The organism is Nonomuraea cavernae (assembly GCF_040655715.1).
In the GTDB taxonomy this organism is placed as follows: domain Bacteria; phylum Actinomycetota; class Actinomycetes; order Streptosporangiales; family Streptosporangiaceae; genus Nonomuraea; species Nonomuraea cavernae_A.
The window spans coordinates 17,575-32,449 of sequence record NZ_JBFAKL010000042.1; the positions used below are offsets into that span (position 1 = coordinate 17,575).

At 68.7% G+C, this 14,875-nt stretch carries 14 protein-coding genes and 1 tRNA gene; 8 read left to right on the forward strand and 7 right to left on the reverse strand.

The genetic code is table 11. The features are described from left to right. Positions 1-404 precede the first annotated feature (404 nt). The 4 genes from AB0I38_RS38100 to AB0I38_RS38115 all read left to right on the forward strand — a co-directional run bounded on the left by AB0I38_RS38100 (position 405) and on the right by AB0I38_RS38115 (position 3,611). Positions 405-860, forward strand: coding sequence for a hypothetical protein (locus tag AB0I38_RS38100; protein WP_358494207.1), 456 nt, complete (start codon positions 405-407; stop codon positions 858-860). Between the two features lie 230 nt (positions 861-1,090). Then, positions 1,091-2,134 carry a hypothetical protein gene (locus tag AB0I38_RS38105; protein ID WP_358494209.1) on the forward strand — a complete coding sequence of 348 codons (1,044 nt, stop codon included), beginning with the start codon at positions 1,091-1,093 and terminating at the stop codon, positions 2,132-2,134. 73 nt (positions 2,135-2,207) lie between these two features. Next, the gene (locus AB0I38_RS38110; RefSeq protein ID WP_358494212.1) at positions 2,208-2,636 is read left to right on the forward strand and encodes a hypothetical protein; all 429 of its coding nucleotides are present in this window, start codon (positions 2,208-2,210) and stop codon (positions 2,634-2,636) included. Between the two features lie 447 nt (positions 2,637-3,083). Further along, positions 3,084-3,611 carry a MauE/DoxX family redox-associated membrane protein gene (locus tag AB0I38_RS38115; RefSeq protein WP_358494216.1) on the forward strand — a complete coding sequence of 176 codons (528 nt, stop codon included), beginning with the start codon at positions 3,084-3,086 and terminating at the stop codon, positions 3,609-3,611. Here the strand turns inward: AB0I38_RS38115 and AB0I38_RS38120 are convergent. The 4 genes from AB0I38_RS38120 to AB0I38_RS38135 all read right to left on the reverse strand — a co-directional run bounded on the left by AB0I38_RS38120 (position 3,601) and on the right by AB0I38_RS38135 (position 9,724). Further along, a complete protein-coding gene (locus AB0I38_RS38120) occupies positions 3,601-4,059 on the reverse strand; it encodes a S26 family signal peptidase (protein ID WP_358494220.1) in 459 nt (152 codons plus the stop codon). The genes AB0I38_RS38115 and AB0I38_RS38120 overlap by 11 nt on opposite strands. After that, a complete protein-coding gene (locus tag AB0I38_RS38125) occupies positions 4,056-5,915 on the reverse strand; it encodes an ABC transporter ATP-binding protein (protein WP_358494224.1) in 1,860 nt (619 codons plus the stop codon). The genes AB0I38_RS38120 and AB0I38_RS38125 overlap by 4 nt, the downstream gene beginning before the upstream one ends. Next, a complete protein-coding gene (locus tag AB0I38_RS38130; RefSeq protein ID WP_358494227.1) occupies positions 5,912-6,448 on the reverse strand; it encodes a TlpA family protein disulfide reductase in 537 nt (178 codons plus the stop codon). The genes AB0I38_RS38125 and AB0I38_RS38130 overlap by 4 nt, the downstream gene beginning before the upstream one ends. Before the next feature lie 462 nt (positions 6,449-6,910). After that, a complete protein-coding gene (locus tag AB0I38_RS38135) occupies positions 6,911-9,724 on the reverse strand; it encodes an AfsR/SARP family transcriptional regulator (protein WP_358494230.1) in 2,814 nt (937 codons plus the stop codon). A 309-nt stretch (positions 9,725-10,033) separates the two neighbouring features. On the opposite strand from AB0I38_RS38135, the gene AB0I38_RS38140 reads away from it, so the two are divergent. Further along, entirely contained in the window at positions 10,034-10,252 is a 219-nt protein-coding gene (locus AB0I38_RS38140; RefSeq protein ID WP_358494234.1) for a hypothetical protein, read from the forward strand. Positions 10,253-10,783: 531 nt separating this feature from the next. Here the strand turns inward: AB0I38_RS38140 and AB0I38_RS38145 are convergent. The 3 genes from AB0I38_RS38145 to AB0I38_RS38155 form a co-directional block, all read right to left on the reverse strand. Next, positions 10,784-11,404 carry a DUF6461 domain-containing protein gene (locus AB0I38_RS38145; RefSeq protein WP_358494237.1) on the reverse strand — a complete coding sequence of 207 codons (621 nt, stop codon included), beginning with the start codon at positions 11,402-11,404 and terminating at the stop codon, positions 10,784-10,786. 213 nt (positions 11,405-11,617) lie between these two features. Further along, positions 11,618-11,690: transfer RNA gene (locus AB0I38_RS38150), tRNA-Arg, on the reverse strand. Between the two features lie 56 nt (positions 11,691-11,746). Continuing rightward, positions 11,747-12,292 carry a hypothetical protein gene (locus tag AB0I38_RS38155; protein WP_358494240.1) on the reverse strand — a complete coding sequence of 182 codons (546 nt, stop codon included), beginning with the start codon at positions 12,290-12,292 and terminating at the stop codon, positions 11,747-11,749. Between the two features lie 134 nt (positions 12,293-12,426). Here AB0I38_RS38155 and AB0I38_RS38160 point away from each other — a divergent pair, with 134 nt between their 5' ends. The 3 genes from AB0I38_RS38160 (at position 12,427) to AB0I38_RS38170 (ending at position 14,875) form a co-directional block, all read left to right on the forward strand. Next, the gene (locus AB0I38_RS38160; protein WP_358494244.1) at positions 12,427-13,572 is read left to right on the forward strand and encodes a sensor histidine kinase; all 1,146 of its coding nucleotides are present in this window, start codon (positions 12,427-12,429) and stop codon (positions 13,570-13,572) included. Next, on the forward strand, positions 13,569-14,195 hold the full coding sequence (locus AB0I38_RS38165) for a response regulator transcription factor (protein ID WP_358494249.1): 627 nt from the start codon (positions 13,569-13,571) through the stop codon (positions 14,193-14,195). Before AB0I38_RS38160 ends, AB0I38_RS38165 begins: the two co-directional genes overlap by 4 nt. Positions 14,196-14,392: 197 nt before the next feature. Further along, positions 14,393-14,875, forward strand: coding sequence for a hypothetical protein (locus AB0I38_RS38170; protein WP_358494253.1), 483 nt, complete (start codon positions 14,393-14,395; stop codon positions 14,873-14,875).

Here is a 14,875-nt window from a genome sequence, read left to right on the forward strand (position 1 = left end):
TCACCCTCCGGGTCTACGCCCACGTGATCCACGCGGCGGAAGCTTCAGCGGCCGACGTCTTCGCTCGGGCGATCAGCGAGTAAGAGCACCGTGTTTAGCAGAGGTGTTAGCGAGATCCCGAGCTTGTCCAGACAAACGCAAAGGCCCGTTCCAGGTTTTCCCTGGTAACGGGCCTTGCTGCTGTGTGCGGCCGGAGGTACTCGAAACCCCAACCTTCTGATCCGTAGCAAGGTCAGAGACGTCCACCGCCGTCCACCACTGACAGAATCGCCTGGTCATCAGGGGTTCTTCGCCACGGAGATTCCAACGCCGTCCAGGACCGTTCAGAGGTGTTGTTAGCACCAGCGTTAGCAAGATCGCGACAATCCCAAGTTGTTGTCGTACTTGATGGCTACTCTCCGGCCATGACAGCCCCCGAGATTATTCCCATCATGTACGAACCCGATTATCACACCGACACGATCGGACACTGGGCAGGCGGGCAGTTCTTCGGCTCCGTCACCGCTGCCTTCCGCGAGGGCTATACCCGCACCGACGATTGGAGATCACACAAACGCTGGTACGCCGTCCTGCACATCTTCGACGCCGCCGGCCATCACCTCGAATCCCGCGTCGAGCACACCGGCACCGATGACGACCACCGGGCGGCCGTCGACATCGCGCAAGAGCGATTGAAGCGCTGGCTCGACACGCTTCCCGGCCTTCGCTTCGGCGACATCGCCATCCGGACCTTCCGGCACACGCAGGACGGAGTGCTGTTCGGCCTCATCATCGAGACCTTCGAAGGCGAAGAACACGCCGAGTTCTACCCCAACAACATCGGCTTCTACGAACCCTGGGACGGCTCATACGACACCTGACCACCTGATCCGTAGGTAAACGAGCACCTCGTCAGTGGTCTCCCATCCTGCGGTGGATACGGGTCGGTGCCGCGCGGTCGCGTAGGACGGTTTTGCTGTATGTCGTTGCTGCACAGCACTCCTCATCCTCGTGAGCTGCCCCGTGGCCTCTCGCTGAATCGGCGTCGAGCGATGCCCTCAAGATTGGCTCTGAGCCAAGATGATCTAAGCCCCGTGACGCAGGAGGGCACGTGATCGTGTTCACATGTGCGGACTGTGGCGCCTTGCTGACCTCACCGGTGTCGCAGGTCGCGCTCCCCGCCCACGCCCATCAGAAGTACGGCCATGAACCACTTCCCGCGCTTCTGGAGCCCGGGACCTACGCGGTGAATCCAGAACCCTCCGGGCCGCCGTGGCGGCAGTGGGAGGAGATCGGTGCGGATGAAGCAGAAGCCCGCGGCGTGTACGCGCCGACCTACGCCCTGTCGTACGGGCCGCCGGGAGCGGTCGCGGTCGCACTGGGTGACGTCCGCGGGACCGTTCTGATCCCCGAGCGATGCGACGGCTACTGCTGCGGTCTGGATGGCAGGGACGGCCCGAACCTGGCGTGCGCGCGATGCGGGGACGCCGTGGCCACCCTCATCGACGACTGCTCGTACTGGCAGGTGGTGTGGCTGGACTCGCGCGCGGTACGTCTCCTCGACGTCGATGCGCCCTCCTACCCGGTACTCAGTTGGGAGGAGCAGCCGGAGACACCGCCGGTTGAGCCGATTGGGGCGTGGAGTCCGGTGTGGGAGGCGGCGGTCGCAGTGGCGCTGGCCCACCTGCTGGCCGCGTCGGGCGGTACGCGGGTGGTGGTTCCCGATGGCCCTGCCGCCGATGCGTTCCGTCCGGCGCTCGATGCCCTGCTCCCACCCGGGTCGCCGACGAAGAGCCTGGCCCCGGCCGGGCCGGGCTTGCCCGCCAGGGCCGCGGAAATCGCTTTGGTTCCGCGGCATCCGCAGACCGGGGAGACATGGTCGTCCGGCGCGGGGGTGCCGGTGCTGCTGGCGGCCGATGTGTGGATGTATCTGGCCTTCAACCGCAATCGGCGGCTCCGTCCCGCGTCGGGCGGGCTACCCGACGGCGTCTACCGCGATGATCCTCCACCGCTGCTGCCGTTCTTCCCGTTCCGGCCCGACCGGGAGGTGTTCCTCCACACGTTGGCACGGCTGCCGGAGGTTCGTCAGCCATGGCTGCGTGCGATTTACGACCGCGTGGAGGACCGCCGATCCAGTTTCCCGTTCTGGTGGTAGAGACGTTGCTGTCGGCACTGTCCCACCACTCGGGGTCTGCCGAGGTCGTTTCCGTCTGTAGGACCATGTGCTCATGTCAGTGACGGAGTTCGCCGGCGTGACGGAAGACAAAGATCGTGGCGTCACCCCCAGGGCAGGGCTGTACGAGTTCTGGACCGCGGAGGGCGCCCACGTCTACCTCCATGACACCGACTTCAGCCACCTGGCCTATCAGCCCGGCAGGCCACCGGTGCTGGAGTTGGGGTTCGTCTACGACCCGCTGTGGACCCCGCCCAAGCTTTCGCAGACACCTATCGTGATCTTCCGGTTCGAGGATGTCCGGATCATCGAGTGGTGCGAGGACCAGGAAGGCCATGACTGCATGACCGCCCAGCCCGACGCTCCACCAGGACAGGTCGACTGCTTCGACTGGGACGGCAACGACCTGTTCGTACTGGACACTTTCACGTTGCGTCTGGCCTTTCAGGCGCCGCGAGCAGCAGTGACAGTACGCGCAAAATAGAACGAGAAGCCCGGCACAACCTTCCTGCTCAGACCACAGACCCCTTCATTACGAGTGAGAACACGATCGTCCAGGGCCGTCCAGATGAGGCGACGATGCCTGCTCAAGGCCACCTTGACGTCGTCCAGAACCGTTGTTAGGGCGTGTCCCGTGATCATGGCTTTGGTGTGAGTGACGGGCGAGGCGTGTTTGTGCGCGGGCGATGCATCTGCCACGGTGCTCGGATGGCTGGGCTTTTGGGCGACAAGATGTACGGCCGCGCCGGGTTCGCCCTCCTTCGCCACCGCATCCTGCTCGGCCGGCCACGTTCCGTCACCACCAAAAGTGGGCCAGAGCCTCTGGAGTGATACCCCCCACGAGAGAGTGATCTGTTCTGTTCCGAGGCGCTCGTTCGATAATAAGGGCCGGGATGATCGCCGTTGATACGGAGTTGTCGTGATGGGCTATGTGGTTGTTTGGGGTCGGTTGCTGGTGTTGGGGATCTTCCTGGTCTCCCTGGCCGGCAAGGTACGCAGCCGTCAGGCGTTCCGGGAGTTCGTCACGGCGACCGGCACGCTGCTGGCCGTGGGCCCGGGGCGGGCACGATGGCTCGGACTGCTCGCGGTGGTGGCGGAGGTGGCGATCGTGGTGCTGGTCGCCGTACCGGTCACCGCGTCCGTGGGGTTCGCCCTGGCGGTGGTCACGCTCGGTGGGTTCGGTTACGCGCTGGTCCGTGCCCTGAGGCGGGAGAAGGCGGCACCCTGTCACTGTTTCGGCGCGTCGGAGACGCCCGTCGGGAGGCGTCACGTCATCCGCAACCTGGTGTTGATCGTGGCGGCTCTGGCGGCGCTGGGTGCGACGTTCGCCGGGACGCCGGGCGGCGCCGAGGTCCCGGGGGTGGTGATCGCCGCAGCGGCGGCGTCGGTTTGCATGCTGGTCGTCGTGCGCCTCGACGACATCGCCGAGCTCTTCCGTCCCGTCGCCGTCAGGCGTTGACGGGTCCGCCCGACGTTCCCGGCGACATGCCGCGGTGCACCACGCCGAGCAGGTGCTCGGCGGTGATGTACCCCCAGTGCCGGGAGTCGGCGCTCCGCGCCCGGTTGTCGCCCAGCACCACCAGACATCCATGAGGTACGCGGTCGTCGCGCGCGTCGACGGCCGCCCGTACCTCCGCGGGCACCGGATCCCCTCCCACCGCGACCACCCGCTTGACCAGCCAGGGCCCGGCGTCCCCCGGCCGGCCGGGTCGGGACGGTCTGCGTGCCACCATCACCTGCCCGGTGCGGACCTCCGGCAGCGGCACCCGGCGCACCAGCACCCTGTCCCCGTCCCGTAGGGCCGGCTCCATGCTGGGCCCCTCGACCGTGACCACGACCAGCCGCCGGCGTACCCAGAGCCAGAGCGCGGCCAGCGCGCCGCAGGCCGCCAGCACGACCGCGGTCATCCCGGCGCCGCCGCGGGCGACTCGTCGGCGTATCCCCGGGCCTGCAGGGAGAACAGCCGGGCGTAGCCGCCCCGCCGTTCCATGAGCTCGGCGTGCGTCCCCGTCTCGGTCACCACGCCGTCCCCGAGTACGACGAGGCGATCGACGTCGCGCAGCGTCCCCAGGCGGTGGGACACCAGCAGGCTGGTACGGTCTCCGCGGTACGCGCCGATGCTCGCGTGTATCCGTGCCTCGGCCTCGGCGTCCAGGCCCGAGCTCGGCTCGTCGAGGATGAGCAGGTCCCGGTTCTCCCGCAGGAACGCTCTGGCCAGTGCCAGCCGCTGCCATTGGCCGCCCGAGAGGGTGACGCCGCTTCCCGTGCCGCTGTTCTCCGAGCCGTCGTCGTCCGGATCCTGCGGGAACATCCTGCTGAGCATGGTGTCGTAGCCCCGGGGCAGCGACGCCACCAGGCGATCGATCCCGGCGCGGCGGGCAGCGTCCTCGATCCTGGACTGGTCGTGCAGCACGTTCAGGTCGCCGAGGCCGATGTTCTCCCGCACGGTGAGGTCGTAGGCCATGTAGTCCTGGAAGACCGCGCCGACCCGCTCTCGCAAGGTCGCCGGCGCCACCTGGCGCAGGTCCACCCCGTCCCACAGGATGACGCCCCGTGTCGGGTCGTACAGCCGGCACAGCAGCTTGACGAGCGTGCTCTTGCCCGCGCCGTTCATGCCCACCAGCCCGATCGACTGCCCGTGGGGGATCGTGAAACTGACGCCGCGCAGCACCCAGTCGTGCTCGTCGGAGTAGCGGAACCACACGTCCCGGAGCTCGATGCCCCGGCGCAGGTCGGGGAGCCGGGCCGGCGGATCGGCGATCGGCAGGTCCGGCGCCGCGCGTACCACCCGCAGGTAGTGGTCGAAGATCAGGAGCTCCTGGTGCACGCGGGCCAGCTGCTGGATCAGGCCGGTCAGCGCCGCCTGTACGCCGGCCACCGCCGCCACGAACATCACGATGTCGCCTGCCGTCAGGGCGCCCCGGCCGGCCGCCAGCACAGCCCAGACCAGTCCGGCGCCGGCCACCACGGCACCCAGCAGCCCCAGCCCGCTCTGGACCGCGGCCTCGCGGCGGTCCGTCCCGCGCTGCGCGGCGTGCGCGGTACGCAGTTGCCCGAGCATCCGGTCACGGAGGAAGTCGCCCAGGCCGAACAGGCGCACCTCCTTGGCCGCCCGGGGGTCGCACAGCAGGGCGGAGTAGAACAGCCGCCGCCGTTCGACGGGCCCGATCCGCCACATCATCGTGGCCCGGCGCCGGGACAGTGCGAGCTCCGCCAGCAGCGCGGGCACCGCGGCCGCGACCACCAGCAGTGCCATGACGGGACTGAGCAGGTACAACGAGGCGAGGAAGCCGAGCCCGGTGGCCAGTGCCTGGGCCAGCCCAGAGGCGCCCAGCACCAGCGCGGCAGGGGCGCCGTCGGCCGCCTGCTCGGCGAGCCTGAGCCGGTCCAGGAAGCGCGGCTCCTCGAATCGGCTCAGGCCGGGAAAGGTGTTGACCGCCGTATAGAGCCGGTCCTGCGTGAGCAGCCCCACCCGCCGCCGCAGCTCGCTACGGACGTACTGGGTGATCTGGGGCAACGCCGCTGCCGCCGCGCCGACGAGAGCCAAACCGAGGGCGAGGTGCCCCAGGGACGGGGCCGGTCCGGCTGCCACCACCTGCTCCAGCACCAGCTTGGTGAGCCAGGCCGCCGCCACCGGCAGAGCGGCGCCGGCCACCGTCGTCACGAGTTCGAGCGCGAGATGGCCGGGCGCCGCCCGCAGCGCCAGCGCCACCGCCGGGGCCAGTCCCGCCAGGTGCGCCCGATGAGCAGGGGCGGCCGTCATGCGGGAATCTCGGCGGTCAGGTCCTCAAGCGTGGTCCCGCCGGCCACGGTCGTGCCCTCGTCGACCACCGCGAGGGTGGGGAACGCCGTGACCGCGAAGGCGGTGGCGATCGGCCCCTCGTACCGCTCCACCACGACTCGCGCCACGGATCGCGCCTGGCCGACGAAGTCCTGCGCCTCCTCCGGTTGCCGGGTGACCACGACGACGAGCACCTGGTCACGGCCGCCGGAAAAGGCACGGGCGTAGTCCACGAACTCGGGAAGGCGTTCCAGGCACGGAGCACAGGTCGTGGAGAAGAATCCCACCGCGGTCCGGCCCGTGAGATGAGCGCGGGTCAGCGGGTCGCCGTCCACGGTCACCGCGGTGAAATCCCCGACGGCGCCGCCGATGGGGAGGATCTGGTCCGAGGCCGGACGCACCGCCAGTGCTTTCTCGTGCTCCCGCAGCCGCCGGATGACGCCGAAGATGAGGATCAGGTTGAGGGCTCCGATCAGCCCGACAAGAACCACGCCCGCGAGCAGATACGGCGTCATGGATGTCTTTCATCCTTCTCGAAGCGATGGAATGGAGAGTGAGGGACGGCGACCATGGTCTGATCGCCGTCCCGGAATTCGGTCAGTGATATCTCTTCTCACAGGTACGGACCCAGTGGCAGCCGTTGCAGCGCCACTTGTAGTACCACCCTCCGGTGTCGCAGGCCCCGGCCCAGTACCAGCCCGATCCGCTACAGGAGCACAGATCGGCCTTCGCTGTGACGGCCGGCGCGAATACGCTGAGGAGACGATCGGCCACCTTTTCGGCAATTCTGGTCATGACCTGTCGAGCCTTTCTCTGCTGTTCATTCGACGAACCGCGACAGCATGGTCGCGCGTCGTCGGACGGATGCCACGGCCACGGAAAAGACGGAATCTCCCGCAGTGCGTTGGCCACCGAGATCGTGGCATCGGCGGGGATAGTCGTCGTATATATCCCGTATATGTGGAGGACCGCATCCCCTACCGGGGAGACTCACCGGGCGTGCGTGCGCTGAGCCGGTCGAGGTGATCGCGGACCACTCCGGCCTCGTCGTGCCCGAGCTCCTCGTAAACGGCCAGCGCGGCTTCGAGGTGGGCCACCGCCTCCTTGGTGCGCTCCCGCACGCCGTGGGCGAGACCGAGCGCCTCGTGCGCTCCCGCGCGCAGCAGGGTGTCACCTGTTCGGACGGCGAGCGCCAGAGCGCGCTCGCCACATGACACCGAACTCTCGTACGCGCCCATGTCGCGGTGGAGCGCGCTCATGCTGACCAGGATCTGGGCGATGTCCCGGTGGCCACAGCCCGTCTCGCTGATCTCCAGCGACGTCCGATAGTGGCTCATCGCCTGGTCGAGCCGTCCGACGAGGTGGTGCGCCTCGCCCAGGTTGCTGTGCAGCAGGGCGTGGAAGTGGTGGGCGTCCTTCAGGGGCACACCCAGGGTGGCCGCCTCCTCAAGCCACCGGATGGCCTCCTCCGGGCGGCGGGCGTTGACGTACACGGCGGCGAGATTGAGCAGGGCCGTGGCCGCGCCCAAGGTGTCTCCGAGCCCGAGCCGGAGCCGGTGCGCTCGGCGGCAGGCCGTCACGGCACGTTCGGTGTGGCCTAGCAGGCTGTGGGTGACGGCGAGCCGACCCATGATCATCGCCTCGCCCCCGGGGTCCGCGGCCCTCACGGCCGCCTCCGCCGCGACGGTGTACAGGTCGGCCCACTGCCTCGTGTGGTGGCGCCGCTGCAGCCAGCCGTACATGGCCGCCGCGATCTGCCAGGCCAGCGCCGGATGTGAGCGCGCCGCGCTCTGTACGGCGGCGTTCAGGTTCGCGGCGTCGGCATCGAACCAGGCCAGGGCCGCGTTGTCGTCGGCAAAGTCCATGGGCCGGGTCGGGAAGGTGAAGTTGGGCCGTTCCTTCGGCCGGAGCACCCGGTCGGCCGCGTTCGCGGCGTCGCGGTACCAGGTCAGCATGGCGGTCATGGCCTGGTCCCGCTGGTCCGCGCTCTCCTCGGCCAGGCATCGCTCGTGGGCGTAGATCCGTACCAGTTCGTGCATCACGTAGTGGTCGCCGGACACCGGCTGGAGCAGGTGGGCGGAGACGAGCTGTCCAAGGAGTTCCCGTGTCTCGCCGGCCGTCCCGCCCACCAGGGCGGCGGCGGCGGCCAGGGACGGCTTGGGGCCGGGGTGGAGTCCGAGGAGCCGGAACATCCTGCGGGCGGACTCGCCCAGCGGGCGGAGCGAGGCGCGCAGAACCGCGCGTACCGAGATCTCGTCCTCGTCGACGGCCAGCCTGTCCAGGCGTACGCGCTCGTCGGCCATCTCCGCCACCAGCTCAGCGACGGCCGAATCGTAGGTCGACATCTCCAGACGAGAGGCGGCGATCCGCAGGGCCAGGGGGATCCGGTCGCACAGCTCGGCCAGCTTCTCCGCACCCGTGACCCTCCCGTGCTGGGGGAGCCGTTCCCGGATGAGGGTGACGGCGTCGGCCATCGGCAGCGGCCCGAGCGAGATCCGCGGCACGCCGTGCGTGGTGGCGAGACCATCCAGGCGGAGCCTGCTGGTGACCAGGGTCAGGCTCCGCGCGGCCCCCGGGAGCAGCGCGCGCGCCTGGCCGGCCGAGGCGGCGTTGTCCAGCACGACCAGCATCCGCCGGTCGGCCATCAGCGACCGGAACACGGCGGCCCGCTCCTCCGTTTCGGCGGGGATCCGCCAGGGCGGAACGTCCAGGGCCCGCAGGAAGCGCTCCAGCACCAGCCCCGGATGCAGCGGTGTCTCGGGCCCGAACCCCCTCAGGTCCGCGAAGAGCTGCCCGTCGGCGAACAGGTGGCGGGTGAGCTGAGCCCACCGGACCGCCAGGGCCGTCTTCCCCACACCCCCGGGCCCCACCACGGCGACCACCCCGGCGCCCGCCGTGATCTCGTCCAGACGCTTGATCTCGTCGTCGCGTCCCACGAATCCGAGCGGACTGCCCGGTAACTGGGCAGGCACCGGTGGCCGGGCCGGGAGCTCCGGGGTGTCCGTCCGTCGCGACCGGTTGAGCTCCGGGCCGTCCGTCCGTCGCGACCGGTTGAGCTCCGGCTCGGAGATGAGGATGGCCCTTTCCAGGGAACGCAGCTCCGGGCCCGGCTCCAGGCCCAGCTCGTCGATGAGGACGCCACGCGCCCGTCGATAGGTCTCCAGAGCGTCCGCCCGCCGGCCGGACCGGTAGAGAGCGAGCATCAGGTGTGACCACAGCCGCTCACGGAAGGCATGCCGGTTCACCAGGGCGGAGAGCTCGGCCACCAGAGAGGCGTCCTGCCCCAGGCGCAGGTCCGCCTCTATCCGCTGTTCCAGGGCGACCAGGTGCCATTCCTCCAGGCGGGACCGCTCCTCGCTCAGGGCGGACTCGGCGGAGAGGTCCGCGAACGGGGGTCCCTGCCACAGCTCCAGCGCCGCACCGAGCACCCGCCGAGCCCTGACGGGATCCTCCGCCGTCAATGCCTCCTGGCCGTCCCGTACCAGAGCGACGAACCGGCAGGCGTCGACCTCGGCGCAGTCGGCGTCGAGCCGGTAGCCGGCCCCACCTTCACGCAGGATCCGGTCGGCTCCCAGGATCATGCGCAGGCCACGCGTGTACAGCCGCAAGTTGGCCGCCGCGGAAGGCGGAGGCGCGGGGCCCCACAGCGCGTCGACCAGGTAGTCGGCGGAGAAGCTGCCATGCGGGTGACTAAGCAGCACCGCGAGCAGGAGCCGCTGCTTGCGCGGTCCCAGGGCCGGGACGATGTCGCCGGACCGGACGCGCAACGGACCCAGAACCTTGAACTCCACGATCACGCCCCTTTCGCGTGTCGCGTACGGCACTCGCGCGCATGACCGGAAACGCCCGCCGGGAAGAGCCCCCGCTCGGTCGACGGTCATCCGTCACCCTAGCCCGAGTGATCATCCCCGGTGCCGTATGCGGGAAACGCCGGCTCTGGGCCGAGCACGAGGCGGCGGTCCGGCGCGCCGACCGCAGAACTGTGCCGCAACCTGGGGTGGGCCGGCTGACCGTACTGCTGGAGAAGCGCTCGTCGATCATGCACCGGAGGGCAGGCGGGTGTGCCGGGGGATGCTGCCGAACTCGCCGGAGTGGAAGTCGTGGCAGACGCACGCCGCTACCGCACGCTCGCCTTCACGATCTACGCCACGACCCTGCTCCTGGCCGGCGTCCCCGCCCATATCGTCGCGGCCCGTCTCGGTCACGCCGATCCCTCGATCACACTCCAGGTGTACGCCCACGTGATCCGCGCCGCCGAAGCCTCCGCCGCTGGCACCTTCGCCGAGTCGGTCGGCGAGGAGGAAGGGGGCGCGTGTTAGCAGAGGTGTTAGCAAGATCCCGAGATTGTCCTGACAAACACAAAGGCCCGTTCCAGGTTTTCCCTGGTAACGGGCCTTGATGCTGTGTGCGGCCGGAGGTACTCGAAACCCCAACCTTCTGATCCGTAGGCAAGGCAGACGCCTTGTCAGCGGCGTTCCATCCTGCTCAGACGGTAGATGCGGGTCGGTGGCGTGTGATCGTGTAAGGCGGTGTTGCTGTACACCACTCCACTGGACGTGCCCCCAAGCCCTTGCTCCTGTTGCGACCCCTCGTAGGGGCGATGAGAACCAGCCGGTAGGCCAGCTGCGCGTCGCCCTGGTGCTGTGGCGATGCGCATCCTGCGCCACTCACAGATCTCGATGACCATGGACGTTTACACACAGATCCCGTCGCCCGAGACGCGTAAGGCACTCGATCGATTGAACGCCAGCCTCAACAGTTAACGACGATCGCAGTCAGCAAGAAGGCCCTCAAGGACTCTGAGGGCCTTCTCCCGCGCCTGCTCTGATCCCACTTGGCCCAACCTCTGCTCAATCCGATGCAGGATCTTGGGAAGTGAGATAAGGGCGCTCCTGGTCAAACCAGTCCAGGCTCAGCCTGGCTCCTGTGGTCAGCTCGATCGTCGCCAGCGCCGCCGCTCGCCACCTCTTCCCGTTCCTCCATTTGAAGTGCGGCGCCATGGCCGCCAGTTCGGGCCAGCGCGCCAGATTCGGCTCCTGCGCCCACTCCTCCGGGTACATGGCATCGACCATCAGAAGCAGCTCTCCATCAGCGGCGAAGGCGACGCGGTTGTTGGCGTTCACGTTCCAGTAGACGCTGTAGGCCCGGGCGCCGACACTGAGCCGTGAAAGCGTCGGCGGATGGACGCCGTGGTAGCCGTTGTCCTCGAACAACTCGGTCACCGGACCGGAGCGCCCCGCCAGCATCGCCCAGGCGGCCTCGTCGGAGTAGGCATCCTCGAATGACGCCTTCTCGTGGATCTCATGACTCGTGCCGCCGCTCACCCGTTCCCCGATCTCGGCGAGCGTGAGCGGTTCACCGTTGTCGGGGACAACGACGGTCCAGCAGATGGCCGTCTCCAGCCAGTGATCTTTGAGAAGACGCCGGTAGTAGCGGTACATGTCGACGCCTGCGGACCGCTCATCGCTCATGTCGTGAGACTCCGTCACTTCGGGTACGCGGAGTTCAGGATCTTCGCAGACGGGTGAGACAGAACAGGGGCTCGTCAGCGGCCTCTCAGGAACCATCTTCGACACACCGTCAGGGCCAGCGGCGGAGGCGGTAGATCCCGTTGCTGTATTTCACTGCTGTACGGACACGAAAAAGGCCCTCCGGGATGATCCCAGAGGGCCTTTGACCTGCTGTGCGGCCGGAGGTACTCGAAACCCCAACCTTCTGATCCGTAGTCAGATGCTCTATCCATTGAGCTACGGCCGCTTGCTGCTAGACAAGCATAGCGGGTCTGAGGTGGTGCCTCGAACCAGTTGTGGCCATCATGACTCGACGGACTCCGCCTTGCGTGGCCAGAGGGTGTAGCTCACCGGCCAGAGCATGGCGATCAACGGGACCTTGAGCAGGCCGTACACGAAGGTGATCAGCGGTTCGGTGCGGGCGGGGTCGTTCACGAGCCAGACCAGGGCGAACACGATGAGCCAGGCGATCCCGTACGCCAAGAGGATGCGGAGCCAGAAACCCCATTCATAGCGGGCGCGGGCCATGCCGCCGGCAGGGGGTTTCCAGGGAGGGGGGCCGCCGGCGTAGCGGTGGCGGAACTTGGCGTCGGCCCAGCGGATGGTGCTGTGGCCGAAGACGATGGAGTACGCCAGGTAGGCGGCCGCGAGGCCGTGCCTGAGGTCGGCAACGGCGCCCCCGCGCATGTCGATGACGGAGGCGACCAGCAGGACGACGTCGAGCAGCGGCACGCTGAGGAGCAGGGCGGTGCTGAGCCTACGGCGGTTCCACAGGTAGCGGGAGGCCAGCCCGAGGCCGAGCAGGAGCCAGAAGCCGACCTCGCAGCCGATCAGGATGGCGACAATCACGTGTCCCATCGTTCCGCGCCCGCGACCTGGGCACATCCTCAGCAGAAACGAACCTGTGGATACATCGAAGGGTGTATCCACAGGCTGCCCTTCAGATGAGGAAAGCACGGGCGAGCAATGGTGGGATAGGGAGCATGAAACGCGTGGCGCCGGTGGCCGGGCTGGCCTTCGTCCTGGGCGTGCTGCTCACCCTGGCCGGCGCCTATACCCCCCGCGGCGTGCCCGAATGGGTGCTGGTGGTGCCGCTGGCGTTCACCTGCATGGGGGTTCTGGTGCGGCGGCGGGCGCCGATGTGGTCGCTCGGGCTGGGGGTCGTGGGCGTCGCGATGGACCTGGTCGTAGGGCCTTCGCTGGCCACGATCCTGGTGTTCACCGACAACATCTACGCCGCCGCTCTGTACGGGCCCGCGCGGTTCTCCCGGTGGCTGCTCGGCGGAGCCAGTGTGCTGGCGGTGTTGACCGGTGCGGTGCTGGGGTTCATCACGGGTGACTGGCGGATACTGGCGGGCATGGGCATCCAGGCGGGGTTGGTGCTGGTCGTGCCGGTGACGTCAGCGATGATCGTGCGCCAGCACCGCGACCAGGCGGCCGCCGAGCGGACCCGGGCCGAGCAGGTGGCCCGGCTGGCCGAGCTCGACCGGCAGGCGGCGATCGCGGCCGAGCGCACGCGGATGGCTCGCGAGCTGCACGACATGATCGCCAATCACTTCAGTGCCATCGCCATCCAGTCCACGGCCGCGCTCTCGCGCAAGGACCTCGATCGGGCCACCATCCAGCAGATCATGGAGTCCGTACGGGAGAACAGTGTGAAGGGCCTGGCCGAGATGCGCACGATGATCGGGCTGCTGCGCCGGGAGGACGACGAGATCGAGGCGACCCGGCTGCGGCTGGCCGACGCGGAGACCCTGGTCGACCGGTCGCGGCAGGCGGGGATGGCTACCGAGATCCAGGTGGACGGCGAGCTTCGGGAGCTGCCCGCGCCGGTCGATCTGGCCGCCTACCGCATCCTGCAGGAGGCGTTGACGAACGCCCTCAAACACGGCGAGCAACCGGCCACGGTCGCCATTGCCTACGAGCCACGCCGGGTCACGGTGACGGTCGACAACCCGGTCAACGGCCGCAAGGCACGGCTGCCCGGCGCGGGAGCCGGGCTGATCGGCATGAAGGAGCGGGCCATGCTGGTCGGGGGCACGTTCGAGGCGGGTCCGCGGGAGGACGGGTGGCGGGTCCACACCATGTTGCCCACGTCCGCGGGCAGCACGTCCCTGGAGGTGGGATGACGATCAGGGTGCTGGTCGCCGACGATCACGCGGCCGTCCGGGCGGGGATCGTGCTGATCCTCGGCGGGGACGACGACATCGAGGTGGTCGGGGAGGCCGCCGACGGCGAGCAGGCGGTGGCGCTGGCGCTGGAGACGAGGCCCGACGTGGTGCTGATGGACGTTCGTATGCCCAGACTCGACGGCATCTCGGCCACGCGCGAGCTGGCCGGGGTGACCGACGTGCTGATCCTGACCACATTCGACGTCGACGAGTACGTGTTCGGCGCGCTGCGTGCGGGGGCGGCGGGGTTCCTGCTGAAGAACACCGACGCCGACACGCTCATCGAGGCGGTGCGACTCGTGGCCAGGGGCGACGGCCTCATCTCGCCCTCGGTGACCCGGCGGTTGATCTCGGCCTTCGCCGAGCAGGCGCCACGCCGGGAGCCGCCGGACATATCCGTCCTGACGCCGCGCGAGCGGGAGGTGCTGACGTGCGTCGGGCGCGGGTTGTCCAACGCCGAGATCGCCAAGGAGCTCGACATGGCCGAGGCCACCACCAAGACGCACGTCAGCCGGGTGCTCGGCAAGCTGGGGCTGAGGAGTCGGGTTCAGGCCGCGATCTACTACTCCGAAGGGGTGTGACCGCCTCTGATGTCCGTCATCCACCAGGTCGTCTCCGACGTCCGCCTCTCATGGATCTGTCTGGGAAGTGGGCCTGAGATCTGTCTCGGAAGTGGGCCTGAGATGCGCGTCCTTGCCCGGAGCCGTGCGTACACAGGTCTGTACATACAACCGCAATCGCCACCCCCTAGCCTGGCTTCGATCAGGGGGTACGAAAGATGACCACACCACCGCATGACCCACCACCGGGTCCTGACGGATGGCCACCGTCGGGACAGGGAGGGCCACCGCCCGGACAAGGGCCACCGCCGCCCGGCCAAGCCGGATGGCCGGGGCCTGGCCAAGGAGGATGGGCGGGGCCTGGTCAAGGGGGATGGGCGCCGCCGCCCGCCCAGAGTGGCTCGACTGGCACGATCGTCGGGCTGGCCTTCGCCGGGATCGCCGTCTATAGCGTCCTCAACACCGTCCTCGGCTTCGTCGTCCTCATCCTCGCCGCCAACTCCGGCCCGTCGAGCACGCTGGTGGTCGCCGTCGGCGCGGCGGTGCTGGCGCTGATCGGCCTGGGCGCGGGCGTGGGCCTGCTGTTCGTGCGCAAGCCGTGGGCCACCGGCGCGGGCCTGGGCCTGATGATCGGGTGGGCGCTCTGGTCGATCGTCTCGGCGGGCTACTGCACCGGCCTCAACCCGACCCTGTACGGCTGA

What these genes read in the sequence shown, in the direction of transcription:
- AB0I38_RS38100 (WP_358494207.1), top strand. Translation starts at nt 405, where the DNA reads ATGACAGCCCCCGAGATTATTCCCATCATGTACGAACCCGATTATCAC.
- AB0I38_RS38110 (WP_358494212.1), top strand. Translation starts at nt 2,208, where the DNA reads ATGTCAGTGACGGAGTTCGCCGGCGTGACGGAAGACAAAGATCGTGGC.
- AB0I38_RS38120 (WP_358494220.1), bottom strand. Translation starts at nt 4,059, where the DNA reads ATGACCGCGGTCGTGCTGGCGGCCTGCGGCGCGCTGGCCGCGCTCTGG.
- AB0I38_RS38125 (WP_358494224.1), bottom strand. Translation starts at nt 5,915, where the DNA reads ATGACGGCCGCCCCTGCTCATCGGGCGCACCTGGCGGGACTGGCCCCG.
- AB0I38_RS38130 (WP_358494227.1), bottom strand. Translation starts at nt 6,448, where the DNA reads ATGACGCCGTATCTGCTCGCGGGCGTGGTTCTTGTCGGGCTGATCGGA.
- AB0I38_RS38145 (WP_358494237.1), bottom strand. Translation starts at nt 11,404, where the DNA reads ATGAGCGATGAGCGGTCCGCAGGCGTCGACATGTACCGCTACTACCGG.
- AB0I38_RS38160 (WP_358494244.1), top strand. Translation starts at nt 12,427, where the DNA reads ATGAAACGCGTGGCGCCGGTGGCCGGGCTGGCCTTCGTCCTGGGCGTG.
- AB0I38_RS38165 (WP_358494249.1), top strand. Translation starts at nt 13,569, where the DNA reads ATGACGATCAGGGTGCTGGTCGCCGACGATCACGCGGCCGTCCGGGCG.
- AB0I38_RS38170 (WP_358494253.1), top strand. Translation starts at nt 14,393, where the DNA reads ATGACCACACCACCGCATGACCCACCACCGGGTCCTGACGGATGGCCA.